The following is a 26,807-nucleotide window of genomic DNA, read 5'->3' as shown; positions in this document are numbered from 1 at the left end:
GAGGGCCTGCGCAAATACATGCTCGGTGTCTACAACTACATGGCATCAGCTGTTCTGCTGACGGGCATTGTTTCGCTTTTGACGGCGCGTTCAGGCCTGGTGTTTTCGATGTTTGGGCCAACAGGATCGCCCAATCTGTTTGGCTGGGCAATGATGGCAGGGCCTTTCATCCTAGTGATGTGGCTGCAGATTCGTATCTTTAAGATGTCTCTAATTGCCGCGCAGGCCGCATATTGGATATACGCAACAGCGGTAGGCATCTCCATCGCGACGATCTTTATTGCTTACACGCCGGTCTCAATCGCACAGACGTTCTTTGCAACGGCGGCCGCTTTTGCCGGGCTGAGTTTGTGGGGATATACAACCAAGAGGGACATGTCCGGTTTGGGCACCTTCATCGTCATGGGTATCTGGGGGCTGTTCGCAACAATGTTGCTGAATGTCTTTGTGTTCAAGTCGGTTCTTGCCGACACAGTGATGAGCGGCATTGGCGTTTTGCTGTTTGCTGCCTTCACTGCCTACAAGACGCAGGAAATCAAAAACATTTATTCGCATGTACGTGGCAATTCGGAAATGATGGCCAAGACCACCATCTATGGAGCGCTCCATCTGTATATGGCGTTCATCAACATGTTCCTCTTCCTGCTGCGCTTCATGGGCAACCGCAACTGAGCGAAAATTGCGAATAGTCGCAGGAATGACTCACTTCATCGATGCCCGGGGTGCCCGATGCACCTCGGGCATTTTCTTTACATCGCAGGCGCACTAACCCTGACACTTCAGCTTGCGGCAAGGCGGATGGGGATACCCTGTCGGCAAGCATGACCGGAAAGGGCGATTAAATGGGGTCGAATGCGGGTATGAAACTGAAGATTGTGACCGTGGCTGCCGGATTGGCGGCGCTCGGCGCATGTGCCACGCCGCCTCCACCGCCGCCGCCGCCACCACCTCCACCTCCGCCGCCGGTGGTTGTGATTCCGCCGCGTCCCGTGCCGCCTTCCGGTGCGACCGAGATGATGGCTATTCCGGCCGTCGGGCTTAACGGTGTGCGCCAGACCGTGAACGTCAATATCAGTTCGGCGCAGCAGTTATGGAACCTGCGCAGCGGGCTCAATGTGGCGGCACTCAACTGTCTGCAACCGCGCCACGCCATGCTGGTCGAAAACTACAAGGCGTTCCTGAAGACTCATGCGCGCGAACTCTCTGCGACTAATCGCGCTCTGCAAAAGGAATATCGTAGCGAGTACGGTTCCGGCTACCGCGACGTGCAGGACACCTACATGACGCAGGTGTACAACTATTTCGCACTTCCGCCCGCACTGCCCAAGTTCTGTGACGCCGCGCTTGAAGTCAGCAGCGATCTTATGGCGGTCCCGAAGGGACAGCTCGACACATTCGCCGCTGTCGCCCTGCCGCGACTGGAAGCGGTGTTCGAGGACTTCTTCCGTTCATACGAGCAATATCGCGTCAATCTGGCGGCCTGGGATTCGCGCTATGGCCCGCAGGCGGGGGGCGGCTCCAGCTTCTACGGGCCAGGGACGGCGACCACCGCTTCGCTGAATGCGCAATATCCCTCGCCAGTGCAGGGAACTTCGGGAACGCCAGCCATCTCGACCTACACTCCTGCCGCCAGTAGCGCGAGCGGGAATGCCTATGGCCCTGATGCGAACGAGGCCCCTTCGATAACTTCGCCGGTCAATCTCGGTACGCAGCCGCAAGTGCAATATGCACCGGGAACCGGCAGCGTGGTGGCTGAGAGCGAGGAGGCCGGTGCAATCGATCCTGGCGAAACTGCACCCGCCGCCGCGGAGGCAGAAACGACCGTGGTTGCAGACGCACAGGTGACCGATGAGCCGGTGGAGCAAACCGCCGATCAGCCGCGTTTCGTGTCGCAGCCGGTCGTTCAGGCCCCGACGCCCGAAGGCGGCTAAGCCGGGCAGGCGCAAAATCCTTTTGCAGCGCGGCCAGCCATTCGCTAATGGCCAGCGCTCGCTGGCGCATGGCATATTGCACTGGCACAGACCTGGACGGGGCCGTAGCTCAGTTGGGAGAGCGCGTCGTTCGCAATGACGAGGTCAGGGGTTCGATTCCCCTCGGCTCCACCAGTTTCAACCGGAGAAAACCGTCCGGGGGACGGTTTTCCGTTGAAACTCCCGAGCGCAAGCGAAGGGGTGCACGACCGGAGAAAACCGTCCGGGGGACGGTTTTCCGTTGAAACTCCCAAGCGCAAGCGCGGGAGGCGAATGGTGTAGCGTCCCCGGAGGCACAGTTCTCCATCAAGACTCCCAGGCACAAGCAAGGATATTGCACTCGCGGATGCGAATGCGTAACGGGGCAGCGCGAGCCGGTAACGGGAACGCGGTGCAATTCCGCGGCTGTCCCTGCAACTGTAAGCGGCAAGCGTTAGGGCCATGCGTCTCCGACAAGGAGGAGCAGCCACTGGACGAAGTCCGGGAAGGCGATCCGAACGCGTTGAGCCGTGAGCCAGGAGACCGACCGGAGCGTGTCGCTCTTGCCTGGTCCAGGGTTGACCCGGCGCGAATGCCTTTCGTCTGAGCGACGTAAACGCGGCCGGGGCCGCACCTTTCGGGGGTTGGAAGCGCGCGCCCGCGTCCAATCGCTGCAAGGGCCGCATGAGCGGCAGATCCCGGCCAGTCGCTCTGGCGCGAAGGGGGAAGCATTTGATGCGCCCAATTTATCTTGCTGCAAGCGCGCTCGCGCTTTGCCTGCCCTATACCGCCGTCGCCCAGGGCGAGGTGGACAAGCCGATCATTGTCAGTGCCAGCCGCTCTGACGAGCCCGTGGCGGTCGCGAATTATGCCGGCTCTGTAACCGTGCTCGACGCCGAAGTCCTGCAGCAGCGGCAAGTGCGCGACATCGCGGATGTTCTGCGCGATGTGCCCGGCGTGGCCGTAACCGCAACTCCGGGCCAAACCCAGTTGCGCATGCGCGGAAGTGAAGGCAATCATGTGCTTGTCCTGGCTGACGGGATCGAGGTTTCCGACGCCTTCGCGGGCGAGTTCGATTTCGGCACGCTGCAGGCGGATCTCGGCGCCAGTGTCGAGGTGCTGCGAGGAGCGCAAAGCGCGCTCTATGGGTCGGACGCGATTGGCGGTGTGGTCGCCTATCGTACCGCAAACGGCTGCGACCGGCCGGGCGTAGCGGCCTATGCCGAAGGCGGCAGCAAGGCGACCTTCAACGCGGCGGCACGCGCGGGGCTTTGCGGCGATGGCCATGCGCTGGCGCTGGGCGCGACGCTGGTCACGACAGATGGTTCGCCAAATGCGCGTGGCGGTTCGCGCGATATCGGGCGTGACGGGCTTACGCTTTCAGGCAAGGGATCGATCGATCTCGCATCCGGTGTCGAACTGCGTGCTGTGGCGCGTTATTCAAACACTGAAGGCGACTTCAACAATCAGGACTTCGATCCCACCAGCCCGACATTCGGTTATGTGATCGATTCCCCCGGTGTGCGCTACGAGAATGAAGCCCTCTATGCGCTGGCGGGCTTGCGCGTCGAATTGCTCGACGGGCGCTGGACACATGACCTCTCTGGCCAGATCGCCGACGTCAAACGTGACAGCTTTACGGGCGACGCGCGCGATTTCGGAAGCAAGGGGCAGCGACTGAAGGGTTCCTACGTCACGTCACTCAAGCTTGACGGCCCCGATTTCGCGCATAGCCTGACATTCGCTGCCGATATCGAACGCGAACGCTATCGCAACACCGACCCGTTCGGTTTCGCCTTCACCGGCGCACGCACTGCGCGCAACATCGGACTGGTGGCTGAGTATCGCGCTACCAGCGAGCGGCTGGATCTTGGCGCCGCTATCCGCCGGGATATCAACAACCGGTTTGCCGACACGACCACCTTCCGGCTTGAAGGCGCGGTCAATGTGAGCGGTTCCACTCGCCTGCGGGCAGCGGGCGGTTCAGGCATCAAGAATCCGGGCTTCTATGAGCTTTACGGCTTTTTCGACGGCCGCTTCATCGGCAATGCGGATCTGAAGCCTGAGAAGTCGACGGGCTGGGAAGTGGGTGCGGACCAAACCTTCGGCGGCGATGCGGTTCGCCTTTCCGCGACATGGTTCCAGAACCGGCTGAGGGACGAGATATACACGGATTTTCCGGCGCCCGATTTCATCGCAACTCCAGCCAATCGCGCAACAAAATCCAAGCGCAAGGGACTGGAAGTCTCGGCACATGCGCAACTTGGCCCGCAAGTTACGCTGGACGCGGGCTACACCTGGCTCGACGCGACGGAAAACGGGGTGGAGGAAGTCCGCCGCCCCGGCAATATCGCTTCCGCCGCGCTGGCCTGGAGCGCGCCCGATGACGCGGCGAGCGCTACGCTGATCGTTCGGCACAATGGCGCGACCGACGACGTCGCCTTTACCGATCCCAGCTTTATCCCTGTAACGGAGCGGCTTGACGATTACACACTCGTCAATCTCGCGGCGGATGTGCGGTTAACCAATGGTATTCGTCTATATGGCCGGGTCGAAAACCTGCTGGATGAGGATTACGAGCAGGTCTTCAGCTTCGTCAGCCCGGGGCGTTCGGTTGTCGCCGGGCTGCGGATCGAGCTGTGAGGCCAGACAGCATGGCGGATCGCAATCCGGTCGAGCGTCTTCATCCCGTCAATCGGTGGGCCTGGCCTGCCACGCTCGCCGTGACGACGCTTTCAGGCACCGTGTTGATGGCCTGCCTGATGCCTTTCGTGGCGGTGGCAACTCTGGCCGCGGCAAGCATGCGCAATCGTGAGGCGCTCTATGCCGTGGTGCTGTGTTGGCTGGGCAATCAGGCGCTCGGCTTCGGCGTGCTGGGATATCCTCGCGACGCGATGACGGTCGCTGCGGGGATTTCGCTACTGGTCGCAAGTCTGGCGGTGCTTGCCGTTGCCAGGCATGTTGTGCGCGGTCTGGAGCCTGGGCGGCTGGCCATTGCAGCTATCGCGGGTTTCGCAACCTTCGAAGTGCTGCTCGCGGCCTATGCTGCCCTGCGCGGCGACATGTCGATGTTCACGGCCGATATCGTCGCGCTTGTCGGGCTAAGCGAGCTTGTGTGGTTCGGCCTGTTGACCGGCCTGCTCGCAATCCTGACGAGGGCTACGCCAAGATGGTTTGCACCTGATCTCGCCGGATTGAACTGATGGCCTTGCCGCGGGTCGTCTCGCTGCTTCCCAGCGCGACCGAAATTGCGGTGGAACTCGGGGTTGGGGAACGGCTCGTCGGCCGATCGCATGAATGCGATTTCCCGCCCTGGGTTGCACGCCTGCCTGTCTGCACCTCGACCAAACTAGAGAAGGGTCTGGATTCGCGGGCAATCGAAGACCGGGTGCGCGCGATCGTGACTGCCGGCCTCTCGGTCTATGATGTCGATGCGGATTTGCTGCGCAGCCTTGAACCGGACGTGATCCTGACTCAGTCCCAATGTGCGATCTGTGCCGTTACCCCGGCCGATCTCGAGGATGCGCTCAACGCGTGGGTCGGGACCAGGCCCGTTCTGGTCTCCACCGCGCCTGACGATTTGAGCGACGTCTTTCGCGATTTCGCGACAGTGGGCGCTGCCATTGGGGAAGAGCAGGCGGCTGAGGCGCTAATCAGGAGATCGATGGAAGGCCTGGCAGAACTTGCTGCACCGGTGCCGCAAGATCCGCCTGTACGGATGCTCGCCATCGAATGGATCGATCCGCTGATGGTTGCCGGCAATTGGGTGCCTGAACTGATCGCCGCCGCCGGGGTTGAATCCCTGCTTGCCAATCCGGGCGTGCATTCTCACGCCATCGATATCGAAGCGGCATATTCATCCGATCCCGACATCATCGTCATGATGCCGTGCGGCTATCGCATTGAGCAGACGCTGGCAGAAGCGCGGCCGTTGCTGCAACGCGAGCCCTGGCGGTCGATGCGTGCCGTGCGCGAGGGACGCGCCTTTGCAGTTGATGGCCATCATCTGTTCAATCGCCCGGGCCCGCGCCTCTTGCAATCGGCGCGCCTGCTTGCGGCGCTGCTCCGACAGCCGGAGAACATGCCCGAATGGGCGAGTGGTCTCTACGAGCGAATATAGCGGCAGAGCCCATACCGCTCGCCAAAGCCGCAAGAAATGCCCCAACCTTGATCGCTTCCGGCCAACCTGCCGGAAGCGTGAAACAAGGTCTCAATCTTGGGTGAGAGCCTGATTCACGTACGATATTGGAGTCTGAGCGCTTCTATATCGTACGATCAGGCTCTATGGGGCACCCATGCATTTCCTCGATCAAGCCAAGATCTATCTGAAATCAGGTGCGGGTGGACCCGGCGCGGTGAGTTTTCGCCGTGAGAAATATGTCGAATATGGCGGTCCCGACGGCGGCGATGGCGGCCGGGGCGGCGATATCGTGTTCGAAGCCGTGCCCGGTCTCAACACGCTGATCGACTTCCGATATTCGCAGCATTTCAAGGCCAAGCGCGGCGGGCATGGCATGGGCAAGGATCGCACCGGAGCGTCTGCTCCCGATCTGGTCATAAAGGTGCCGGTCGGAACGCAAGTGATATCCGACGAGGATGGCGAGACTGTGCTGGCGGACTTCACCGAAGTGGGCCAGCGCGAAGTCTTTCTCGAAGGCGGGCTCGGCGGGCGCGGCAATGCCAGCTACAAGACTGCGACCAACCGCGCCCCGCGCCAGCATCAGCCGGGTATGCCGGGTGAGGAAATGTGGGTGTGGCTGCGGCTTAAGCTGCTCGCCGATGTCGGGCTGGTGGGCTTGCCCAATGCCGGCAAATCGACCTTCATCAACGCAGTCTCCAACGCCAAGGCCAAGGTCGGCCATTACGCCTTCACCACGCTGGTCCCCAAGCTGGGCGTAGTGCGGCACAAGGGGCGCGAGTTCGTTCTGGCCGACATTCCCGGCCTGATCGAAGGCGCGGCGGATGGTGCCGGGATCGGTGACCGTTTCCTGGGACATATCGAGCGCTGCCGCGTGCTGATCCACCTGGTCGACATAGCGGGCACGGGCGAGCAGGACCCGGCAGAGGCGATGCGGGTGATCGAGGAAGAACTGGCGGCATATGGCGCCGACCTCGAAGACAAGCCGCGCCTGGTCGCGCTCAACAAGCTTGATCTGGCCGACAGTGAACTGGCTGAAGGTTTCGCCGAAGAGCTCAAGGCAGCGGGCGCAGACGAGGTCTTCGCGATCTCGGGCGCAACCGGAGAGGGGATCGAGCAATTGCTCGACGCCGTGCTCGGTTATCTGCCTGAGCAGACTTCCACCGAGACCAAGGGCTCTGAAGTGGAAGAAACCGAAGACGACGAGGGCGGGGAATGGTCGCCGATCTAAGCCAAATCGTTCAAAGCCGCCGACTGGTCGTCAAGGTTGGGTCTTCGCTCCTGGTCGAAGGCAGGAAGCCGCGCGATGCGTGGCTCGAATCGCTGGTGCAGGATCTCACGAAGCTGCGCGAGAGCGGCGTCGAGATCATCGTGGTGAGTTCCGGCGCGATCGCGCTGGGCGCGGCGAGGCTGGGGCTGGACAAGGGCGGGCGCGGCAGCTTGGCCGATGCGCAGGCGGCGGCTTCGGTCGGCCAGATCGGGCTGGCGGGCCTGTGGTCGGAGAAGCTGGGCGCGCAAGGGCTCACCGCCGCACAGATGCTGCTGACGCTGGAGGACCTTGAAGACCGGCGGCGCTATCTCAACGCCTCCGCCACGCTTGCACGGCTGCTGGAGGCAGGGGCGGTGCCGGTGGTGAACGAGAATGACAGTGTCGCCACAGACGAGATTCGCTTTGGCGACAATGACCGGCTGGCCGCGCGCGTGGCGCAGGCTGCCGGGGCGGACGCCGTTCTGTTGCTGTCCGATGTCGACGGGCTCTATGATCGCGATCCGCGCGAGGAAGGCGCGAAGCTGATCGAGCGGGTCGACGGCGTCACGCGCGAGGTGATGGCGATGGCGAGCGATGGTTCGTCTTCCGGCATGGGCTCGGGCGGGATGGTCTCCAAGCTGCAGGCCGCGCAAATGGCCGGGCGTGCGGGGATCGTGCTGGCGATCATCAGCGGTACGCGCGAATGGCCGATCGACAATGCGCTGGCAACGGGACGCGGTACTTTGTTCCTGCCTCATCGTAGCGATGGCGCGCGCAAGGCCTGGCTGGGCGGCCGCGTTGCGCCCAAGGGCACGCTGCGCGTCGACAAGGGCTGTGCCGAAGCGCTGAAGGGCGGGGCGAGCCTGCTTGCCGCCGGCGTCGTCGGCATTTCCGGCAATTTCCAGCGCGGTGACCTGGTCAGCATTGTGGCGATGAACGGCGAGGTGCTGGCGCAGGGGCTTGCCGAATATGATGTCGGCGATGTCCAGGCGATTGCGGGCAAACGCGAAGTGGACCAGGCCGAACGGCTGGGCTATGCGCCGCGCTCCGCCGTCGTCCACCGCGACCATCTGGTGCTTCTGTGAGCGGCGAGGTGCCCATCGCGATCACGGGGGGCACCGGATTTGCCGGGCGGGCACTGCTGGAACTGACGGCCGAAGCGAACCAGCCGGTCCAGGCACTGGCTCGCAAGAACAGGGATCTCCCCCAAACTCGTGTCGACTGGATCATGGGCGATCTTGAGGACACCAAGGCGCTCGATCACATGGCAGCGGGTACGCGCGCCATTATTCATGTGGCAGGGCTGACCAATACGCCAGATCCAGACGAGTTCGACCGGGTAAACGTGGACGGAACGGCCAATGTCATTGCCGCGGCCAAACATGCCGGCGTTAAGCGCTTCGTCTTCGTATCCTCCCTCTCGGCGCGAGAGCCGCATCTCTCGCGCTATGGCGCGTCAAAGGCGGCGGCAGAGGAACTGGTCAAGGCGAGCGGTCTCGACTGGACCATCGTGCGCCCGCCCGCAGTTTATGGGCCGCGCGATGTGGACATGTTCGAACTGTTCCGCAGTGCCAAGTGGGGTTTTGTCCCGCTGCCGCCACGCGGGGCAAGCTCGATCATCCATGTGCAGGACCTGGGAAAATTGTTGCTCGCGCTCGCCGGGGCCTCAAGTAGCGAAGCGATAGGACCGGCGAGCAAGAAGATCTTCGAGCCGGACGACGGGCGCGAAGGTGGCTGGAGCCACAAGGAACTGGCGGCGGCGATCGGAAGGGCCGTGGGGCGCGGGACTGTGTTCGCACCGCATCTGCCCAAGACTGTGCTGGAAGGCGCCGCGCGGATCGACCGGATGCTGCGCGGTTCGCGGGCCAAACTTACCGCCGACCGTGTCGGTTACATGTGCCATCCCAATTGGGTCGTGCGATCGGACAAGGCGGTGCCGGAAGCGATGTGGGCTCCCGCAATTCCAGGTGAGGTAGGCCTGGTCCAGACCGCCGAATGGTATCGCAAGGAAGGCTGGCTTTAGGCCGCGTGAGCAACTTCCCCAGGGCCTAGTCTTTTGGTCTGATTGTCTTGCGAGTCATTCGCACTTAAGGCCGTTCGATAATCGAAGGGGAGGATTGATGCCAGTCAGATTGGGCCTGGTCGGCGCCGTGCTTGCCTGTTTGTCGGCCACACCTGTGCTTGCCGCGCCGGGCCTTGGCAACGAGGTCTATGGCCCCACGGTGGAGAAGGGTGAGACCGAGATCGAGACGCGCTGGGATAGGCTGGTCGGCGGGGTGGATGACGGCGAAGACGTGCTCCAGCTCGAAGTGAAACATGGTGTGACCGATCGGCTCATGCTGGCGCTCAATGCCGAGTTCGAGAAGGAACCGGGCGAGAGCCGCGAGTTTGAAGCGCTCGGGATCGAAGCGGTCTATGAACTGGGCAATCTCGGCGGAGTCGATTTCGGCCTCTATGGCGAATACGAGATCGTGTTCGAAGGCGCGGACAAGATCGAGACCAAGCTGCTCGCCGGGCAGAGGCGTGGGCCGTGGGAATGGCGCCTCAATCTGATCGCAGAGAAAGAGTTGGAAGGCGGCGAGCCGGTCGAGTTCGAATATGCCGCGTCGGCCGATGTCGAGGCGCTTGGTGAAATCCGCATCGGTGCTCAGGCCTTTGGCGAATTGGGCACGACGCGCGACTTCCTGCCGCACGCGGGGCATTTCCTGGGTCCTGTCGCCAGGGCGGAGATCGAAGGGCTGGGACCGGAGATCGAACTTGAGTTGGGCTACCTCTTTGCGCTGGGCGCCGCAAAGGACGATACCGACGGGCAACTTCGTCTGGGGCTCGAAATCGAGTTCTGACCTGCAGCAGGCAATCTTCGCGCTGGGGAAATTGCCGATGTGGGCCTAGTTTCCCCCCAGGGTCGCGAGTCGCACTGACGGCATTCGCCGCATTGCGAGTCACGAAGAGAGGAAAATCATGAAAAGAATCATGCTTGTAGCGGCGATGGCCGGCATTGCCGCATGTTCTCAGGCGGACAATGCACCCGCACCAGATGCCACCGAGGAGGCGGCGGAAGCGGCCCCGGCAAATATTGCCGCCGATGGCAAACCGTCCGAGGGAACCTACAAAGTCACCCTGGCCGACGGTTCGGTTCAGATGGAAGAGCTGAAGGCAGACGGCACTTACGTTGCTACGGTAGACGGGAAGGTCGTCGAGAGCGGGACATGGGAGCAGAAAGCGCCCGAAACCTATTGCTACACCACGGACGAGGAAGGCGCAGAACAGGTCTGCAATGCGGAATCTGTCGGTGCCGATGGAGTCTGGACTTCGACCAACCCCGATGGCGAGACAGCCACCGTCGAACGGGTCGAAGCCGTAGCAGAATAGGACAACAGCGGGGCGCCTGTCGCGGCGCCCCCGCTCATCACAGGAATGGTTCGTAACCGGGAGGCAGTTCGCCTTCGTCGGTGAGCGGCGTGTGGATGCCGCATTCGGTCTTGTCCCAGCCCTTCCAGCGTCCTGAACGCGGGTCTTCTCCCGGCGCGACCTTGTGCGTGCAGGGGCTGCAGCCGATCGAAGGATAGCCTTCATCCACGAGCGGGTGGCGCGGCAGGTCATGCTCTTCGAAATAGGCGTCGATCCGCTCCGCATCCCAGTCGATCAGCGGATTGATCTTGAGCCGGCCCTGTCCGTCCGAAGTGTCGATCTCGAAACGGGGCAGGTTGGCGCGGGTCGATGACTGGAATGCCTTGCGCCCGGTAAAGCTGGCATCGAAATCGACCAGTGCCTTTGCGAGCGGTTTGACCTTGCGCAGTTCGCAGCATCCATCCGGATCGTAGGACCATCTCAGCCCTGTCTCGTCCTTGGCCGCGAGATCCGCCGGATCGGGCGTGATATCTCTCACATTCTTCAGACCAAGCCTTGCAGCCAGATCGGCGCGATATTGCAGCGTTTCCGGGAAATGCTTGCCGGTTTCGAGAAACAGGACCGGGACCGAAGCATCGGCCTGAGCGATCAGATGAAGCAGCACGGCGCTTTCCGCGCCGAAGCTGGAGACTACGGCGATATCGCCCGCCAGCCCGTCCCTGATGACCGCTTCCAGCATCTCTTCGGTCGAATGGCCGCGAAACATGCGGTTGAGGCGGATCGCGTCCTGCTCCGTAAAGCGCGGGCCGGTGTCGATCCGGTCGATGCGGCGAACGTCGTTCATGGTCTTATCCATGCTGCCCGGCATGCCTAAGCGCCCAGATCGGGCGGCGCGTATCGGCGGCACTCTGATAGACCTGCGGCCAGCGCTCGAATGCAGCCATCGCGTCCTCTTCATCAAGTGGCTTGTCGGGCGCAAAGGCATCGAAGCCGCAGCGGCGCATATGGCTGAGCTGGTCGATCAGAACATCGCCAACCGCACGCAATTCGCCGGTATAACCCGCTTCGCGCAGGATCCGCGCTGCGGAATAACCGCGCCCGTCGCCAAAGGTCGGGAAGTTCACTTCGACCAGCATCAGGCGCTCGAGATGCGGCAGCAGGGCGCGCGCATCGTCGCCCGGTTCGATCCGAACGGCATTGGCGTTCGACTGATCGAGGAAGCTGTCGACCGTCACCGTGCCATGATCGGCCGGCTCGTCGTCGCGGAAGCGGAACTGCACCGCATCGGGGCTGGTGCCGTTGATATCAGCCATGCGCGCGTCCTTTCCCGAAGGGAGGCTTTGCCCAGTCGTCACCCATAAAGCGCCTCCTTGAAGCTATCCATGCCGATGCGGCGATAGGTATCGAGGAAGCGTTCTCCCTCTTCGCGCTCGGAGAGGTAGACCTCGGTCACCTTCTCGACCGCGTCGACAATGCCGCCTTCGTCAAAGCCGGGGCCGGTAATCTTGGCGAGCGAAGTGTCCTGCGCCTCGCTTCCGCCGAGCAGAAGCTGGTAATTTTCAACGCCCTTCTTGTCGACGCCGAGGATGCCGATGTGTCCGGCATGGTGGTGTCCGCAGGCATTGATACAGCCGGAGATCTTGAGCTTGAGCTCACCCAGCTCGGCGGTTCGACCCTTGGCGGCAAAGCGTTCGGCAATCTTCTGCGCGACCGGGATCGAGCGCGCATTTGCAAGGCTGCAATAATCGAGCCCGGGGCAAGCGATGATATCCTCGATCGTGTCGAGATTGGGCGCGCCCAGGCCAGCCGCTTCCAGCCGCGTCCACAATGTATGCAGATCGGCTATCTTCACATGCGGCAGCACGATATTCTGCGTGTGCATGACGCGCAGCTCGTCGAAACTGTATTCCTTGGCGAGGTCCGCCATCAGGTGGATCTGCTCTGCCGAAGCGTCACCGGGAATTCCGCCGACAGGCTTCAGGCTGATGACAGCCGAGACATAGCCAGCCTGCTTGTGCGGGTGGGTGTTGCGATCAGCCCACAGTGCGAAGTCCGGGTCCGACCGGTCAATCTCCGTCGCCAGGCCGCTTTCGAATGCGGGATCGGCGAAGAAGGTCTTGATCCGCTCCAGCTCGGCGAAGGGCGGCTCGACCGCTCCGCCTTCGCGTTCGGGATCGAGCAATTGCGCGAACTCCGCTTCGACCTGGCGCGCATATTCTTCCGCACCCAGCTCGTGGACCAGGATCTTGATCCGCGCCTTGTACTTGTTGTCGCGCCGGCCATAGCGATTGTACACGCGCAGGCAGGCCTCAGAATAGGTCACCAGCTGATCGAGCGGCACGAATTCGCGGATGCAGGGCGCTATCATCGGGGTACGGCCCATGCCGCCGCCGACGTAGAACGCTGCGCCGAGCTCGCCCGCATCGTTCTTCACGATCTGGATGCCGATATCGTGCAGCTTCATCGCGGCGCGGTCGGTATCGCTGGCGATGACCGCAATCTTGAACTTGCGCGGCAGATAGCAGAATTCCGGGTGGAAGCTCGACCATTGCCGCAGGATTTCCGCATAGGGGCGCGGATCGACCAATTCGTCCGCAGCGGCTCCCGCGAAATGGTCCGAACTGATGTTGCGGATGCAATTGCCACTGGTCTGGATCGCGTGCATTTCAACCCTGGCCAAATCGGCAAGGATATCGGGCGCATCCTCCAGCCTGATCCAGTTGTACTGGATGTTCTGGCGGGTGGTGAAATGGCCATAGCCGCGGTCATACTTGTCCGCGATATCCGCCAGCACGTGCATCTGGCGAGAATTGAGCGTGCCATAGGGCACCGCTACGCGCAGCATATAGGCGTGGAGCTGCAGATAGAGCCCGTTCATCAGCCGCAGCGGCTTGAACTGGTCTTCGGAAAGCTTGCCTTCGAGGCGGCGGTGGGTCTGGTCGCGGAATTCTTCCACCCGCGCATCGACCATCGCCTGGTCATATGAATCGTACAAATACATCAGATCACCCAATTGCCGATTTCGGGGTCGGCAGGTTTGAGGGTCAGGTCGGTGCGCACGGTCGGGCCGAGCGCGCGGATGCGGTCCTTGATATGCGCAGGGCGCACGCCGCCGTTGTCGTCTCTGGTCGCTTCGATGACATAGGGCGCATTGACGCGGCGCGACGATTCTTCGCGGCTGGCGATTTCGTCAGCCCGGTCGCCAACATCGACTGCCTGATCGACATAGAGCGACCAGCCGGTACCGTCCCACCACACGACCGCTCCGGTCTTGAGGTCATTGCCGGTAAGGATCTTCATTGCATGGCCTCCAGGGCAATTTTAGTCAGAGCGAGGTCACCATCCGCGGGGGAACGGGCGGTGACCTCGCCGATCACGATGAGCGCGGGACTAATCACGCTCTCTCGCGAAACAAGTTCGGGAAGGCCGGCGAGAAGACCCCTGAGCACCCGCATTTGCGGGCGGGCGGCATTCTCGATCACGGCCATCGGCGTTTCGGGCGCGAGCCCGTCTTCCATCAGTTTCTCGGCGATCAGGGGGGCGGTCTTCACTCCCATGTATATCACCAGCGTGCGGCCCTTGCCGGCAAGCCCCGACCAGTCCTGCTCCGTCAGCCCCTTGCACTGTCCGGCAACGAAGCTGACGATCGAGGAAGCATCGCGGTGAGTCAGCGCGATCTGCGCCGCCGCAGCAGCGCCATTGGCCGCGCTGATGCCGGGCACGATCTCTACCGGGACCCCGGCCGCTTGCGCTGCTTCGGCTTCTTCGCCGCCGCGCCCGAAAACGAGCGGGTCGCCGCCCTTCAGCCGCACGACATCGCGGCCCGCGAGCGCTTCACGCACCAGCAAGTCATTGATCCGGTCTTGGGGCAGGGTGTGCCGCGCGCGGCTCTTGGCGACCGAAACCAGCTCCGCATCGGGCCGTGCAAGCGCCAGAATGGCCGGATCGACCAGCCCGTCATGCACGATCAGCCCGGCGCCTTCGATCAGCCGCGCCGCGCGCAGCGTCAAAAGCTCCGGATCGCCCGGACCGGCACCGACAAGGTATATGGTTCCGACTTTCGCCATGGGGCGCATATCGGCAGGTATGGCTCAAGCTGCCAGTGAGAATGGATTTTCAATCGCGTAGCAAAGCTATGTTCAAGGCGCACTGCCTGCACAACTATCAGGTTTTGCTGCGTTTTTCTTCCCGATCTGCCAGCGCTGCGATCAATCGTTCGAATTGATCGTTGCCGCGCAGATTGATGTCGCGTTGCGGGAAGGGGATCTCGACATTGTTCTCCTTGAACAGCTTCCACACGCGGTTGAAGACTTCGGAGCGGACATTGCCCAGCCCATCCTCGGGATCGTCGATCCAGAAGCGGATCTCGAAATCGACCGAACTTTCGCCAAAGCCAACCATCATCACTTGCGGCTGCGGATTGTGCAGGATACGCGGCGTGTCCTTTGCGGCCTGGAGCAGCAGTTTCTGGACCAGATCCATGTCCGAACAATAGGACACCCCCACCGGCACTTTCACCCGGACATCGCGCGAACTGTAGGACCAGTTGACCACCTGATTGATCATCAGGTTCTCGTTCGGGATCAGATATTCGGTGCGGTCGCGCGTAATGACCGAAATCGCCCGGATGCCGATCTTGCGGATCTGGCCGAAGCTTTCGTTTCCAGCCTGATCGGTGACCGAGATGACGTCACCGGGCTTGATCGATTTGTCCATCAGCAGGATGATTCCCGCGATCAGATTACCGAAGGTCTTCTGCAGGCCAAAACCGATGGCGAGGCCGAATGCGCCGGAGAATACGGCGAAGGCCGTGAGATCGATCCCAAGAAGGTCGATGCTCACGAAGAAGGCAGCAGCCCAGATCAGGATCGAAATGATCTTCTGCGCCAGCACGCGCTGTGTGCCGTCAAGCCGCGTGGCCCGGCCAAGCAGGCGCCCGGCAAAACCGCTGATCATCCATGCGCCGACCATGACCACTGCGACTACGCCCAGCGAAATCAGCACGTCCCAGGCCGATATATGCGTGTCGCCCATGTTGATAGCCCAGGAATCGAGCGTATCGGCCATGGCACCCATGGTGCTGCTCTTGGAAGCAACGGCTTCCTTGAGGCCTTGAGCTGCCTCGACGCTGGGCGATTCCGGCGCAGGCTGGCCCAGGCTCCAGGCCTGGCCGGGTGGCAGCGGAACTGGAGAAGCCGCGGCAGTCGCGGTCGCGTCGGGTGATGGCGGCGTGGCGGTTGTCATGCTGCTCCCATGGCGGCGAAGGCGTGTTCAAGATCGGCAATCAGATCGGCCGGATCTTCTAGCCCGATCGACAATCGCACACCAAGCCCGGATCCTGTGTCGATTCCCGGCGGCCAGGCGCGCAATTGATGGATCGGTGCCGGATCGAAGGGTGTAATCAGGCTCTCGAACCCGCCCCAGCTATATCCGATGCCGAACAGATCGAGAGCATCGATGAAGCGCGCCCGCGCGGAATTGTCCGCGTCGGCAAGGACGAAGCTGAACAAGCCGCAGCCGCCCGTGAAATCGCGCTGCCACATCGCATGTCCCGGCGCGCCGGGTAGCATTGGGCAGAGCACCGCAGAGACTTCGCTGCGGGCGGAAAGCCATTCGGCGATTGCGAGAGCCGAAGCCGTCTCGCGCTCCAACCGCAGCGCCATCGATCTGAGCCCGCGCAGGGCCAGCGACGCGTCATCTGGCGAAACGACCTGGCCCAGGAATTGCGACTGGCGGCGGATACGCCCGAAGGCGGGATTGGTCGCCGTTGCCGACCCCATCATCAGGTCCGAATGGCCGCCGACATGCTTGGTGAGCGACATGACGGTAACGTCGCAGCCATGTGCGAGGCCCGCAAAGCCGAGCGGGCTGGCCCAGGTATTGTCGAGCACGCTTACCGCGCCCTTTTCGCGGGCAATCCGTGCCAGCGCGGGCACATCGCAGACTTCCATCGTCAGGCTGCCGGGGCATTCCATCATCACGACCCGCGTTGTGTCGCCAAACAGCGAAGGAAACCCGTCGAGATCGAGCGGATCGAAGGGGCGGATATCCACGCCTTGCCGCTTGAGCATTCCCATCGCCAGATTGCGCGTCGGCTCATAGGCGTTGTCGGTTACCAGCAGCTCGTCGCCCGGTCGCAGCAGCGCCTGCAATGTGCAGGCAATCGCCGCGACACCGCTGGGGAAGAGCTGCGTTCCTTGCGCGCCCGGTTCCATTTCGGTCAAAGCATCGGCCAGTGCCCATTGCGTCGGCCCGCCACGCCTGCCGTAATAGAAATGCCCGTCTTCATTAGGGCGCCCTTCGGCGTGATCGGTGGAATTGTCATAAAGATGTGTGCTCGCCCGCCAGACCGGTGGGTTGACGACTCCGCCAGGTTTGCCGGGCATGCTGGTCCATTCGCGCTTGCGGCCCGCTTCGACCATGCGCGTGGCGGGTTTATGTTCCTTTTCGCCGCCGCTCATCCAGTGGCTCCAGTCGCCTTGGGCATCGCTGGATCGCTGCCCCAATCGCTCCAGCTACCGTCATAAAGCGCGCAATCCTCGTGCCCGATCAGATGCAGCGCGAACAGTAGCACGCAAGCGGTCACACCGCCGCCGCAAGTGGTGACGACAGGATGATCGAGGTCAATCCCCGCGCTTTCGATCGCCGCGCGCAATTCGTCGCAATGCCTGTATGTGCCGTCGGGATTGAACAGGTTGAAGAATGGCAGGTTCTTCGCTCCGGGAATGTGTCCCGACGGGAGGTTATGGACCGTATCCTCGACCGTGCCGGTGAAGCGGCCTTCATCGCGCGCGTCGAACACCTGTTCGCTGCAGCTGTCGATATTGGCCAGCATGTCCGCCTTGAAGCGGATGCGTTCCGGGCCGGGCAAGGTGAACAGGGGGGCAGCGGTTGCCTGCGCTTCGCCACTTTCGATCGCGCGCCCTTCGGCTTTCCATTTGCCAAACCCGCCGTCGAGTACAGCGACCTTCTTCATCCCGTGCGCACGGCACAGGAACCATGCGCGCGCAGCCGTCTTCACCTGCGAATCGTCGTAGAAGACGATCCGGCTTTCGGGTGTCACTCCCAATGAAGCCAAGCGTTCGGCAAGCTGTTCGGGGCGGGGAAGCGCGGCAGGAACAGGCGATGTCTCGTCAACCAGGCTCGCAAGATCGAGGAAACGCGATCCGGGAATATGCCCGGCCAGGAATTCGGCGCGAGCATCGCGCGCGGCAGAGGGCAAATGGTTGGAGGCATCGATTACGACCAGATCGGGTGCATCGAGCTCTCCGGCGAGCCATTGGGTTGTAACCAGACTATCCATCATTTGCGGAGGTAGCCGTGCCTTGCGCGCCAGTCGAGAGGCAAGCGCGCCGTATCAGTTGGCAGGCTGCGTGATCCGCCTTGCGGTCACACCCTGATAGCTGCCCGGCGGCCCGTTGAGCGGCAGTGGGTGCAACCGGCTTCCACTAGCACCATTGCCGATGCCTACGGCGTAGGTGCGCGTATCCGTTTCGATGGCTGCCCCTTCGATCCTGAGGCGCAGCAGCGGAACGAACATCGGAAGCTGACCCTGGCGCAGCACTTCGATTTCGCCGGTCGAAAACTGCACCGAGCCGGAAATGCTACGCGATTGATGCGGCCCGATCCGTTCCACGCTGGCGGCTTGCGGCAGCGATGTGGCTTTATCTGCAAGTTGCTCGCCCGCGCCGCTTGCCTTGCGTGCACTGACAAGGTCGGCCGAAATCGTCAGGTCGCGCAAGGCGCTGCCCGAGCGATTGGCCACGGTCAGCCGGTATTTCACCGTCACCATCATCACGCTGCGCATCACGCTTTCGATCTCGAGCGTGGCATCGAAACGGAGCTTATCGCCCGCGACCGGACCCGAATCCGTCTGGCCGACGACTGGCGGCTCGATCGTGGGTGGTTCGGCCAGCGCTGCACGGCGTTTGAGCAGAGCCCAAATTCCGCCGCCTAGCAGCAGCAGGGCCAGCGCACCCACTGCCCAATACCACGCGGGAAAAGACTCGCCGGATTGCGAAGCCTGCGCGTCTTCTGCCAGTTCACCAGGCATAGTGGGCAAGGCATTGGGGACCGGCGCAGCGTCCGGCTGCGGCTCCTGCGCAATGGTTGGCGTGCTCTCATCGGGTGCAGGGGCAGTCACCGCTGGCGTCGGCGCGCGCTCCTCAGGTCGCGCAGCGATCGTCGAGGAAGGCACAGGCTGGCGGGACGCGGGTGTGGCGCTGGTCCGCGCGCCGGACGGAGGCAGGATGGTCGGTTCGGCCGCAATGGTGGGCGATGCGCTGGGCGTTGCAGACGGGCTGGGAGTTGGCGTTGGTGTGGGAGTCGGCGTCTCCGTCGGGATCACCCGCGGGCCGACCGGCACGATTCCCGTATCGTCCACGGGCCCTTGCACGCTGGGGCTGGGGGAAGACGAGGGATCCGGAAGCTTGAAATCGCTGGGCGAATTCTGGGCCGCCGTCGGCACGGCAGCGAGCGCAAGGGCAACGAAGGGGAGGGGCGAAAATCGGGGCATCTTGTAGGGCAATTGGCAAAAGCGGAAAGCGCGCTGAATAGGCCGTTAATCGCGCACGTCCAGCCAATCGCTTGCATCGCGCGTCACTTCGCGGCAACAGCGCGGCATGAGCGACACACCTGAGACGTTGCACCTCGGCCAGACGAGCGCCTTGCCCGCATCACCGGATGAGGCGAAGCTCGACTATGTGCCCAACCCGCGCAAGGGCGCGACATATCTGGTGCGTTTCGCCGCGCCGGAGTTCACCTCGCTTTGTCCTGTGACCGGCCAGCCCGATTTTGCGCATCTGGTGATCGATTATGCGCCGGGTGAAACCATCGTGGAATCGAAGAGTCTCAAGCTGTTCCTGGGCAGTTTCCGCAATCATGCTGGCTTCCACGAGGACGTGACGGTGGGGATCGGTCAGCGGCTTGCGGAAGAAATGCAGCCGCGCTGGCTCCGCATCGGCGGATATTGGTATCCGCGTGGCGGCATACCGATCGACGTCTTCTGGCAGACCGGCGGGCCGCCCGAAGGACTGTGGGTGCCCGATCAGGGCGTGGCGAGCTATCGCGGGCGCGGCTGAAACAATATTGCCTGAAATCCCTGCGTCCGCAGCATAATGACGTTTCCTGACCACATGATGGACTGACTGTGCGAATTGAACGCTGGCTGGTGACATCTCGCGCCGGGCCTCTAAGGATGCGCGCCCATGGCTACGGGAACCCTGATTTCGCTCTCGCTCTATTTCGTCCTGATGCTCGGCATCGGGCTTTACGCGTGGCGCAAATCCACCGCTGACAGCGAAGGTTACCTGCTCGGCGGGAGGCAGCTCTCACCCGCTGTGGCGGCTCTTTCGGCCGGCGCATCGGATATGTCGGGCTGGCTGCTCATGGGCCTGCCCGGCGCGCTCTACGTGTCCGGGCTGGTCGAAGCCTGGATCGGCATTGGACTGTTCGTTGGCGCGCTGGTCAACTGGATCGTGGTCGCGCCGCGTCTGCGCGAACAGACCGTTAGCTATGGCAATGCGCTGACCATTCCCGAATTCCTTGCCAACCGCTTTCCCGGCCAGGCCGTTACCTTGCGGTTGGCCAGCGCAGTCATCATCGTCACCTTTTTCGCGGTCTATACCGCGGCGGGGCTGGTGGGCGGCGGCAAGCTGTTCGACACGGCCTTTCCAGCGCTGCTTTCGGGCATGGACATTGGATTGAGCGACTACATGATGGGCGTGTGGCTCACTGCTGGCGTCGTGCTCGCCTATACAATGGTGGGCGGCTTCCTGGCTGTGAGCCTGACCGATTTCGTGCAGGGCTGCATCATGGTCGTGGCGCTGGTCATCATGCCGCTGGTGGTCATGTTCGGCGTTGGCGGGCAGGGCGGCCAGTCACTGGCTCAGGTGCAGCCGGGTTTCCTCAGCCTCACTCAGGGCCTCACATTTGTCGGTTTCCTGTCCGCGGTGACATGGGGGCTGGGCTATTTCGGCCAGCCGCATATCATCGTGCGCTTCATGGCGGTGAAGAGTGTCGAGGCGGTTCCGACCGCGCGCAACATCGGCATGACCTGGATGGGCGTGGCGCTGCTCGGCGCGATCGGTGTCGGCACCGCGGGGCGCGCCTATGTCGAGCGTAGCGGGCTGGTGGTCGATGACCCGGAGACGATCTTTATCGTGCTGGCCGACCTGTTGTTCCACCCGCTGGTGACGGGATTCCTGCTTGCCGCGCTGCTGGCTGCGATCATGAGCACGATCTCATCGCAATTGCTGGTCGCATCGAGCTCGCTGACGGAGGATTTCTATCGCCTGTTTTTCCGCAAGCAGGCAAGCGAGCGCGAGATGGTCAATGTCGGGCGACTGTGCGTTCTGCTGGTAGCGCTGGCGGCGATCGCCATTGCGTCTGATCCTGACAGCCAGGTGCTGGGGCTGGTGTCGAATGCCTGGGCCGGATTTGGCGCCGCATTCGGCCCGCTTATCGTCCTTTCGCTGACCTGGGACCGGATGACGGGGAAAGGCGCAGTGGCGGGCCTGGTGACGGGCGCGCTGGTGGTCTTGGCCTGGATTTCGGCCGGATTGAACACCTCTTTCATGGGCGGTCCGGGGGTCTATGAGATCATCCCCGGCTTCATCGCCGCATGGATCGCGATTGTGCTTGTGAGCCGGTTGGGGGAGCCTCGCACCCCCGCAGTCTGATCGGCTGCATTTATCTTCGCTGAAAGTCACAAACCAGTCACATGACGAAGGCAAGTCAGCCCCTCAAAAGGGGCCATCGATGTCTGTTGCATATATATTCCTGACCGATCCTGTCGCAGAAACGCTCGAGCCATTTGTGCATGACGATACCGAATTCGTCTTCGAACGGCTCGACGCGACCGGGCCGCGAAAGCTGCTTGAGGGGCCGGTCTGGGCTTTCGTCGATTGGGTGATGGACGATCTCGCCGGGCTCGAAATGTGCCGCCGCCTGCGCGCCGATCCGCGTATCAACCATGCGCATATCACGCTGGTGCTGGAGGAAGACGACCTCGAGGATCGCAGGCGTGCGCTGCGTGCGGGCGCTGACGATTACATGATCGGCCCGGTGGACCGGACCACGGTGCTTGACCGCGTGCTGGCGCTACAGGCCGGCCAGTCTGACCGCCATATCGGCGACCGCTTCCAAAAGGGCAATCTGCTGATCGATATGGCCGCGCTGCGCGCCTATTGGTCGAGCAGGCCGCTCGACCTTCGACCCAACGAGTTCCGCCTGCTGCGCTTCTTCGCGGAGAACGCCAACCAGGTCCTCTCGCGCGATGCGCTGATCGCTGGGCTCGGCAAGGACGAAGCCCCGATCGACGAGCGCACAGTCGACGTCTGGGTTGGCCGCTTGCGCCGCTCGATCAAGGCTGCTGGTGGGGGCAATCCGCTACGCACGGTGCGCTCCATGGGATACGTCTTTGACTTGACCTGACGCGCGGGAGGCTGGCGCAGGCTGCCCGAACGGACGAAGGAACCCTCCATCCCAAGAGAAAAGGGCCGCCTCCTTATCGGAAGCGGCCCTCAGTCGGGGGGAGGGAAGTGAACCCTAGAACTTGGCAGACAGGCTCAGTGAGAAGGATCGGCCAACCTTGTAGGTGTTGACGTCAATCCGGTTGGTCGAATTCTCCTGATATTCGAGATGATCGCGCCCGAAGATGTTGCGCGCCTCGAGCTTGAGCTCCCATTCGCCGCCGGCAAGCTTGATGCCCTGGCGCGCGACCATGTCCACCGTCAGGCCGGGATTCTCGACGATGTCGGGGCGCTGGAAGCCGCGGCTGACCGAGCGATCGCTGGCATAGTTGAGCAGAACGGTAAGCTGCTGGAGCTTGTCCATGTCCTCCATGCTGAACTGCACGTTCGCAACATGGCTCGACTGGCCGGTCAGCCGGTCGCCATCGGTAAAGTAGAGGTTGGCCGGAACCTCGCCCGTAGGCGGGATCAACGTCAGGTCGCCATCGTTCACCTTAATCTCCGACTTGGAATAGGTGTAGTTGGCGATCGCGAGCAGTTGTTTGGTCTCGAAGAAACCGCCCATCCCGGCGAGGTCCACGCCGTATTGCGCTTCCAGCTCGGCACCATAGAGGCGCGCTTCCGGGGCGTTGGCGAAGGATGTGATCAGGCTTGTCGATTCATTCGTGATGAAGGATTCGATCGGCTTGTCGATCTTCTTGAAGAAGCCCGCCACGCTGATGCGATTGCGGTTGGACAGGTAATATTCCGCCCGCATTTCAGCATTGTAGAGCACGCTGTTCTGCAGGAACGGGTTGCCGCGATAGGCGCGGTTGCTTTCCGGATCGTAATAGAGCTGCTCCACCAGTTCGCGGAACTGCGGCCGGGCGATCGTCTTCGATCCCGAAGCGCGCAATTGCAGGTCGTCGGTCGCTTCCCATGTCACGGTAAGGCTGGGGAGCCAGTAGCTGCTGTTGATATTGGTTGCGGTCGATCCGGGGATGGGCGTGTTGAAGATCGTCTGGTCGAGCGCGACCGTCTGTTCGGAATCTTCGTAACGCAAGCCCAGGTCGAGCGTCAGCCGGTCGAACGGGTTGTAACGGATCATGCCGTATCCGGCGTGGATCGTCATGGCCGCATCGAAGGCGGGGAAGGGGCTGGTTTCATCCAGCCGGATGTTGAAACCGGCCAGCGTCGCGCCGTTGATGATCTCGCCCGGAAGCCTCAGGCCGAGCGCGGGAATGAGCGATTCATCGAGGACATCGCCCTCTGCACGCGGCGAGAACTCGCGCCGAACCGAATAGCGGCTGGTGTCGTTATAGGCATAGCCCACGGTGGCAGTAAGGTTCGCCAGCGCCTCATAGGAGAGGTCCACGCCGCCATACCATTGCTTCTCCGTCAGATCGTCGAAAGAAACCCGCGTCAGGCCGGTGTCCGATTGGCGGTTGAGATAGGCGACATATTCCTCGCCATAGGGCCCGGTATGCGTACGCGTGTAGGAGAATGTCGCATTATAGGGCGCTTCGCGATCCGTCTGCGCATAGCCGCCGCGCAGATCGACCGAGACTGCTCCGAACTTCATCTCGCCCACGAACTGCGAATCGAACAGCTGCCGTTCGAACCAGCCCGTATTCTGGTCTGCAAAGTCGAACCCGTTCGAGCCGAGCTGATATTTTGTGCCCAGGCCCAGGCGCGCCGTCTTGAGCGTGTCGCGAATGAACAGATTGGTCCAGCGGAAGGTATGCTCGTCAAGGTCAAGGCCAATTCCGAGCAGCCCGTTCACCAGCACCGAATTGTCGGTAATGAAGGTGTTGAAGTCTTCCGTGAGCGTCGCAAGTGACGGGTCGGCCGCTTGCGAATGGACGACCCGGTTGCGCCAGCTGTTCTTGATGCCCGCAGTCGCCAGAATGCCCAGATAGGCGCCGTCGCCTACCTCGAAAGATGTGCCTGCAGTGATGCTGCCCGAGAAATTGACCGGCAGGTCGTTGGTCTTCTGCAAGGTTACCAGATTGTAGGGGAAGATCTGCCCGGCGATGCCTTCCTGCACTGAAACCGGCGTATCCTCGATCCGTTCCCCGCTGGCGAAGAAGGCCGCGAGGTTCGATGGAACGTCGCGGTTGCCGTTGTCGAAACCGAGCCAATCGAGGTCCGATCCATAATAGGTCAGACCGTTGCCGAAGGTGGTTTCGCTATCGCCGCTTATTCCGGCTTTGATCTTGATGAAGCTTTCTTCTGGGACGGCATTGGTGGTGAGGTTGATGACGCCGCCGCCGAACTCGCCCGGGAAATTGGCGGAATAGCTCTTCTGGACGAGCGACGAGGCGACCACATCGGTCGGGAAGATGTCGAGCGGGACCACGCGGCTGAGCGGTTCGGGGCTGGGCAGCGGCAGACCGTTGAGCAGCGCCAGTGAATAGCGATCGCCCAACCCGCGAACATAGACGCGCCCTGCGCCGACCACGGAAAGGCCGGTTACGCGGGTCAGTGCGCCGGCAATGTCGCCTTCGCCCGTCCGCGCAATGGCCTCGGAATCGAGCACCGAAACAACCTGAGTCGAAGCGCGCGTGACATCCTGCCGGCGGCGGCCGGTGACGACGATGTTGCCGCCTGGAATGGAGATCGCTGGTGCGTCAGGCTCCTGATCATCAGCACTTTGTTCGTCCGGCTGATCATCTGGACTGGGAGCGGCTTGCTGGGCATGGGCGAGCTGCGGGAAGGTGAGCGCGGAAGAGAGCAGCAGTAAAGCCGCAAGCTGCTTGCCGGTCGACATGGATCGAGACCCCCTCATTTTAAGGTCCTGAAAAATTTTGAGGCTTTTGCCTCATCGGAAAATCGATGGGGGAGACGCCGGCAGATGCGGCGCCTCCCCCGTCAGAAAGGCGCGATCAGTAGACCGGCAGCGAGGTGCATTCGGAGTTCGCCCCCGAAATGGACAGCGTCGTCGAGGTGCAGGTCCAGCCATCGACCCAGGCAGTGTTGCCCGTTCCCGCCGCGCCGATATTCGCAGGCACCTCGAAGAATGCGTCGAGTGCGGTGGGATCGAACACGGCCACGCCATCTTCATTGCTGCCGTTCTCGTAGGTCATCGAAAGCGTCAGCGTGGCGTCGGCGGTGTTGTTGGTGCCCGCGTCCCACTTGGCCTGGACTTCAGCGTCGCTTACCCCGTCGCTTCCCTTGACCGGCTGCGTCGCGCTGCAGGATGCGAAGATCGAGTTGAACGTCGGATCTGCGGCCAGCGTGCCCGCTGCGTCGATCCGGATGCAGGGATTGGCGGACTGGATTACACCATTGGCGAGACGCAGACGGGCGCTGCCGCGTGCGCGGACTGCCTGGCTGCTGGACGAGCTCTGGTTGATGAAGGTGAAGTTCGACAGGTGGAAATTGCTGCGTGGCAGGGCCTCGACGGCATATTCCGAAGATGGCGAGTCAAGCTCGATCAGATTGTCGCCGCCGCCGGTCCGCTGAACCACGATGGCATACTGGATGAAGGCCTGGACGCCGCTGTCGAAGTCGAAGGAATCGTCGTCGGCGCCGCTGACCACCACGTGATCCATGTTCACTTCGCCGCCCCAGAACTCCATGCCGTCGTCTGAGCTGTTGTGCGACTGCCAGTGGTTGATGACGGTGCCCGATCCGATTCCGCCGCCGCTGAGCGACTGCAGTTCGTTGCCTGGTGCCAGGCTGAAGCCCGAATAGCGGATCTGGAAATAGCTCAGCTCGCCCGACTTGTCGTTGATGTCGGTGCCGCCGAACGGCGTGGTCACCGCGGTGCCTTCCAGGTTTTTCTGGCAGTTTGCCTGGGAGAAGGCATTGCCGTTCTGGTCGAGACCGCCGCCGACATTGTAATTGCCCGAACTACAGTCGGAGACCGGAGCGCGGCCCAGCAGCACAACGCCGCCCCATTGTCCGATCGAGGAATCGTTCGACAGGCCGAGGACATTGTCGCGGCTGGTGAAGATGATCGGCTTGTCTGCCGTGCCGTTGGCGAAAAGCTGATTGCCGCGGTTGGCGACGAGGAAGGAACGGCCCGTTGCGCCATAGACGATCACGCCAGGTTCAATGGTCAGCTGCACGTCGTAGCCAGTGCTCGTCGCGCCTGCATCGGTGCCAATATCGACCCGGCCATTCAGGGCATAGAGGAGCCCGTCGACATAGGGCAGCGTGGTGTCGGCATCGATCACGGCGGGCAATTCGCAGATACGATATTCGCCGGTCGGGCCGGTGATCGTGCCGCCATCGGTCAGCCCGCCGGTCGCATTGATGGTCGGGCAGCCAGCCGCCGGGGTTACCGTGGGTGTGCTGGTAGGGGTGGGCGTAGGCGTAGGCGTCGGAGCCGGATTGTTGATGATGATGTCACCGCCGGTACCAGGCGAAACGATTTCGTCTCCGCCACAACCGGCGAGTGCTGCCAGGCTGGCGCCCAGGACGAGTGTACGATGGAAGTTCTTCACAGCGAGCGGTCCCCTCAAAAAACCGAGAATCAAAAAGAATCGCGAAAGCGCGAATTGAGTGCGCGAGGGGAGCGCTAGGTTTGGTCCATGACGCTTTCGTTGCAGGATTACGATCTTGCGTCGGAATTCCGATAAATGATGAAGAATGACTCCCAGATGACATTTATGACAACCGGAATATCCGTCATGTGAACCTGAAGAGAATAGAGAAGGTATGTA

Annotated in this window: 24 protein-coding genes, 1 tRNA gene and 1 riboswitch; of the genes, 14 read left to right on the top strand and 11 right to left on the bottom strand. The window is 62.3% G+C overall.

What is annotated here, in order from left to right; translation table 11 throughout:
• The 11 genes from ACQY6C_RS09715 to ACQY6C_RS09665 form a co-directional block, all read left to right on the top strand.
• A partial coding sequence (locus tag ACQY6C_RS09715) for a Bax inhibitor-1/YccA family protein (protein WP_427968217.1) occupies window positions 1-672 on the top strand: 672 nt, incomplete at its 5' end.
• Window positions 673-860: 188 nt separating this feature from the next.
• Window positions 861-1,931: a hypothetical protein gene (locus tag ACQY6C_RS09710; RefSeq protein ID WP_427968214.1), complete on the top strand. Its 1,071-nt coding sequence runs from the start codon at window positions 861-863 to the stop codon at window positions 1,929-1,931.
• Between the two features lie 98 nt (window positions 1,932-2,029).
• Window positions 2,030-2,105: transfer RNA gene (locus tag ACQY6C_RS09705), tRNA-Ala, on the top strand.
• Window positions 2,106-2,313: 208 nt separating this feature from the next.
• Window positions 2,314-2,515, top strand: a riboswitch (cobalamin riboswitch).
• A 169-nt stretch (window positions 2,516-2,684) separates the two neighbouring features.
• Entirely contained in the window at window positions 2,685-4,592 is a 1,908-nt protein-coding gene (locus tag ACQY6C_RS09700; protein ID WP_427968211.1) for a TonB-dependent receptor plug domain-containing protein, read from the top strand.
• 11 nt (window positions 4,593-4,603) lie between these two features.
• Window positions 4,604-5,152 carry a hypothetical protein gene (locus tag ACQY6C_RS09695; protein ID WP_427968209.1) on the top strand — a complete coding sequence of 183 codons (549 nt, stop codon included), beginning with the start codon at window positions 4,604-4,606 and terminating at the stop codon, window positions 5,150-5,152.
• Complete coding sequence (locus tag ACQY6C_RS09690) at window positions 5,152-6,069, top strand: ABC transporter substrate-binding protein (RefSeq protein WP_427968207.1); 918 nt, start codon at window positions 5,152-5,154, stop codon at window positions 6,067-6,069. The genes ACQY6C_RS09695 and ACQY6C_RS09690 overlap by 1 nt, the downstream gene beginning before the upstream one ends.
• 175 nt (window positions 6,070-6,244) lie before the next feature.
• Window positions 6,245-7,318 (top strand): GTPase ObgE, encoded by a 1,074-nt coding sequence (gene obgE, locus ACQY6C_RS09685; protein ID WP_427968204.1) that lies wholly within the window; start codon window positions 6,245-6,247, stop codon window positions 7,316-7,318.
• Window positions 7,303-8,421 carry a glutamate 5-kinase gene (proB, locus tag ACQY6C_RS09680; RefSeq protein ID WP_427968201.1) on the top strand — a complete coding sequence of 373 codons (1,119 nt, stop codon included), beginning with the start codon at window positions 7,303-7,305 and terminating at the stop codon, window positions 8,419-8,421. The genes obgE and proB overlap by 16 nt, the downstream gene beginning before the upstream one ends.
• 8 nt (window positions 8,422-8,429) lie before the next feature.
• Complete coding sequence (locus tag ACQY6C_RS09675) at window positions 8,430-9,359, top strand: NAD-dependent epimerase/dehydratase family protein (RefSeq protein WP_427968198.1); 930 nt, start codon at window positions 8,430-8,432, stop codon at window positions 9,357-9,359.
• Window positions 9,360-9,456: 97 nt separating this feature from the next.
• Window positions 9,457-10,179, top strand: a complete 723-nt coding sequence (locus ACQY6C_RS09670; protein WP_427968195.1) for a hypothetical protein — start codon at window positions 9,457-9,459, stop codon at window positions 10,177-10,179.
• 118 nt (window positions 10,180-10,297) lie between these two features.
• Window positions 10,298-10,708 carry a hypothetical protein gene (locus ACQY6C_RS09665; protein WP_427968192.1) on the top strand — a complete coding sequence of 137 codons (411 nt, stop codon included), beginning with the start codon at window positions 10,298-10,300 and terminating at the stop codon, window positions 10,706-10,708.
• 37 nt (window positions 10,709-10,745) lie between these two features.
• Here the strand turns inward: ACQY6C_RS09665 and ACQY6C_RS09660 are convergent, their stop codons facing one another.
• The 9 genes from ACQY6C_RS09660 to ACQY6C_RS09620 form a co-directional block, all read right to left on the bottom strand.
• Window positions 10,746-11,531: a phosphoadenylyl-sulfate reductase gene (locus ACQY6C_RS09660; protein WP_427968189.1), complete on the bottom strand. Its 786-nt coding sequence runs from the start codon at window positions 11,529-11,531 to the stop codon at window positions 10,746-10,748.
• A 4-nt stretch (window positions 11,532-11,535) separates the two neighbouring features.
• Window positions 11,536-12,000 (bottom strand): DUF934 domain-containing protein, encoded by a 465-nt coding sequence (locus ACQY6C_RS09655; protein ID WP_427968186.1) that lies wholly within the window; start codon window positions 11,998-12,000, stop codon window positions 11,536-11,538.
• Between the two features lie 38 nt (window positions 12,001-12,038).
• Window positions 12,039-13,688, bottom strand: a complete 1,650-nt coding sequence (locus ACQY6C_RS09650; RefSeq protein WP_427968164.1) for a nitrite/sulfite reductase — start codon at window positions 13,686-13,688, stop codon at window positions 12,039-12,041.
• Window positions 13,688-13,987 (bottom strand): DUF2849 domain-containing protein, encoded by a 300-nt coding sequence (locus ACQY6C_RS09645; protein WP_427968162.1) that lies wholly within the window; start codon window positions 13,985-13,987, stop codon window positions 13,688-13,690. The genes ACQY6C_RS09650 and ACQY6C_RS09645 overlap by 1 nt, the downstream gene beginning before the upstream one ends.
• Entirely contained in the window at window positions 13,984-14,754 is a 771-nt protein-coding gene (cobA, locus tag ACQY6C_RS09640; RefSeq protein ID WP_427968159.1) for a uroporphyrinogen-III C-methyltransferase, read from the bottom strand. Before cobA ends, ACQY6C_RS09645 begins: the two co-directional genes overlap by 4 nt.
• Window positions 14,755-14,851: 97 nt before the next feature.
• Window positions 14,852-15,931 (bottom strand): mechanosensitive ion channel domain-containing protein, encoded by a 1,080-nt coding sequence (locus tag ACQY6C_RS09635; RefSeq protein ID WP_427968156.1) that lies wholly within the window; start codon window positions 15,929-15,931, stop codon window positions 14,852-14,854.
• On the bottom strand, window positions 15,928-17,148 hold the full coding sequence (metC, locus tag ACQY6C_RS09630) for a cystathionine beta-lyase (RefSeq protein ID WP_427968154.1): 1,221 nt from the start codon (window positions 17,146-17,148) through the stop codon (window positions 15,928-15,930). The genes ACQY6C_RS09635 and metC overlap by 4 nt, the downstream gene beginning before the upstream one ends.
• Window positions 17,145-17,993 (bottom strand): sulfurtransferase, encoded by an 849-nt coding sequence (locus tag ACQY6C_RS09625; RefSeq protein ID WP_427968151.1) that lies wholly within the window; start codon window positions 17,991-17,993, stop codon window positions 17,145-17,147. Before ACQY6C_RS09625 ends, metC begins: the two co-directional genes overlap by 4 nt.
• Before the next feature lie 51 nt (window positions 17,994-18,044).
• A complete protein-coding gene (locus tag ACQY6C_RS09620) occupies window positions 18,045-19,202 on the bottom strand; it encodes a hypothetical protein (protein ID WP_427968148.1) in 1,158 nt (385 codons plus the stop codon).
• A gap of 106 nt (window positions 19,203-19,308) precedes the next feature.
• On the opposite strand from ACQY6C_RS09620, the gene queF reads away from it, so the two are divergent.
• From queF to ACQY6C_RS09605, 3 genes are all read left to right on the top strand, one after another.
• Window positions 19,309-19,767 (top strand): preQ(1) synthase, encoded by a 459-nt coding sequence (queF, locus tag ACQY6C_RS09615; protein ID WP_427968145.1) that lies wholly within the window; start codon window positions 19,309-19,311, stop codon window positions 19,765-19,767.
• Window positions 19,768-19,893: 126 nt separating this feature from the next.
• Entirely contained in the window at window positions 19,894-21,366 is a 1,473-nt protein-coding gene (gene putP, locus ACQY6C_RS09610; RefSeq protein WP_427968142.1) for a sodium/proline symporter PutP, read from the top strand.
• Between the two features lie 79 nt (window positions 21,367-21,445).
• A complete protein-coding gene (locus ACQY6C_RS09605) occupies window positions 21,446-22,120 on the top strand; it encodes a response regulator transcription factor (protein WP_427968139.1) in 675 nt (224 codons plus the stop codon).
• Window positions 22,121-22,234: 114 nt separating this feature from the next.
• Here the strand turns inward: ACQY6C_RS09605 and ACQY6C_RS09600 are convergent, their stop codons facing one another.
• On the bottom strand, window positions 22,235-24,907 hold the full coding sequence (locus ACQY6C_RS09600; protein WP_427968136.1) for a TonB-dependent receptor domain-containing protein: 2,673 nt from the start codon (window positions 24,905-24,907) through the stop codon (window positions 22,235-22,237).
• A gap of 115 nt (window positions 24,908-25,022) precedes the next feature.
• A complete protein-coding gene (locus ACQY6C_RS09595) occupies window positions 25,023-26,606 on the bottom strand; it encodes a hypothetical protein (protein WP_427968133.1) in 1,584 nt (527 codons plus the stop codon).
• Window positions 26,607-26,807 lie beyond the last annotated feature (201 nt).

This window comes from Altererythrobacter sp. (assembly GCF_050299635.1).
Lineage (GTDB): Bacteria > Pseudomonadota > Alphaproteobacteria > Sphingomonadales > Sphingomonadaceae > Erythrobacter.
The sequence above is the reverse complement of the archived record's forward strand: the minus strand, read 5'-3'. Positions and strand labels throughout refer to the sequence as shown.

What these genes read in the sequence shown, in the direction of transcription:
- ACQY6C_RS09710 (WP_427968214.1), top strand. Translation starts at nt 861, where the DNA reads ATGAAACTGAAGATTGTGACCGTGGCTGCCGGATTGGCGGCGCTCGGC.
- ACQY6C_RS09700 (WP_427968211.1), top strand. Translation starts at nt 2,685, where the DNA reads ATGCGCCCAATTTATCTTGCTGCAAGCGCGCTCGCGCTTTGCCTGCCC.
- ACQY6C_RS09695 (WP_427968209.1), top strand. Translation starts at nt 4,604, where the DNA reads ATGGCGGATCGCAATCCGGTCGAGCGTCTTCATCCCGTCAATCGGTGG.
- ACQY6C_RS09690 (WP_427968207.1), top strand. Translation starts at nt 5,152, where the DNA reads ATGGCCTTGCCGCGGGTCGTCTCGCTGCTTCCCAGCGCGACCGAAATT.
- obgE (WP_427968204.1), top strand. Translation starts at nt 6,245, where the DNA reads ATGCATTTCCTCGATCAAGCCAAGATCTATCTGAAATCAGGTGCGGGT.
- proB (WP_427968201.1), top strand. Translation starts at nt 7,303, where the DNA reads ATGGTCGCCGATCTAAGCCAAATCGTTCAAAGCCGCCGACTGGTCGTC.
- ACQY6C_RS09670 (WP_427968195.1), top strand. Translation starts at nt 9,457, where the DNA reads ATGCCAGTCAGATTGGGCCTGGTCGGCGCCGTGCTTGCCTGTTTGTCG.
- ACQY6C_RS09665 (WP_427968192.1), top strand. Translation starts at nt 10,298, where the DNA reads ATGAAAAGAATCATGCTTGTAGCGGCGATGGCCGGCATTGCCGCATGT.
- ACQY6C_RS09660 (WP_427968189.1), bottom strand. Translation starts at nt 11,531, where the DNA reads ATGAACGACGTTCGCCGCATCGACCGGATCGACACCGGCCCGCGCTTT.
- ACQY6C_RS09655 (WP_427968186.1), bottom strand. Translation starts at nt 12,000, where the DNA reads ATGGCTGATATCAACGGCACCAGCCCCGATGCGGTGCAGTTCCGCTTC.
- ACQY6C_RS09650 (WP_427968164.1), bottom strand. Translation starts at nt 13,688, where the DNA reads ATGTATTTGTACGATTCATATGACCAGGCGATGGTCGATGCGCGGGTG.
- ACQY6C_RS09645 (WP_427968162.1), bottom strand. Translation starts at nt 13,987, where the DNA reads ATGAAGATCCTTACCGGCAATGACCTCAAGACCGGAGCGGTCGTGTGG.
- cobA (WP_427968159.1), bottom strand. Translation starts at nt 14,754, where the DNA reads ATGGCGAAAGTCGGAACCATATACCTTGTCGGTGCCGGTCCGGGCGAT.
- ACQY6C_RS09635 (WP_427968156.1), bottom strand. Translation starts at nt 15,931, where the DNA reads ATGACAACCGCCACGCCGCCATCACCCGACGCGACCGCGACTGCCGCG.
- metC (WP_427968154.1), bottom strand. Translation starts at nt 17,148, where the DNA reads ATGAGCGGCGGCGAAAAGGAACATAAACCCGCCACGCGCATGGTCGAA.
- ACQY6C_RS09625 (WP_427968151.1), bottom strand. Translation starts at nt 17,993, where the DNA reads ATGATGGATAGTCTGGTTACAACCCAATGGCTCGCCGGAGAGCTCGAT.
- ACQY6C_RS09620 (WP_427968148.1), bottom strand. Translation starts at nt 19,202, where the DNA reads ATGCCCCGATTTTCGCCCCTCCCCTTCGTTGCCCTTGCGCTCGCTGCC.
- queF (WP_427968145.1), top strand. Translation starts at nt 19,309, where the DNA reads ATGAGCGACACACCTGAGACGTTGCACCTCGGCCAGACGAGCGCCTTG.
- putP (WP_427968142.1), top strand. Translation starts at nt 19,894, where the DNA reads ATGGCTACGGGAACCCTGATTTCGCTCTCGCTCTATTTCGTCCTGATG.
- ACQY6C_RS09605 (WP_427968139.1), top strand. Translation starts at nt 21,446, where the DNA reads ATGTCTGTTGCATATATATTCCTGACCGATCCTGTCGCAGAAACGCTC.
- ACQY6C_RS09600 (WP_427968136.1), bottom strand. Translation starts at nt 24,907, where the DNA reads ATGTCGACCGGCAAGCAGCTTGCGGCTTTACTGCTGCTCTCTTCCGCG.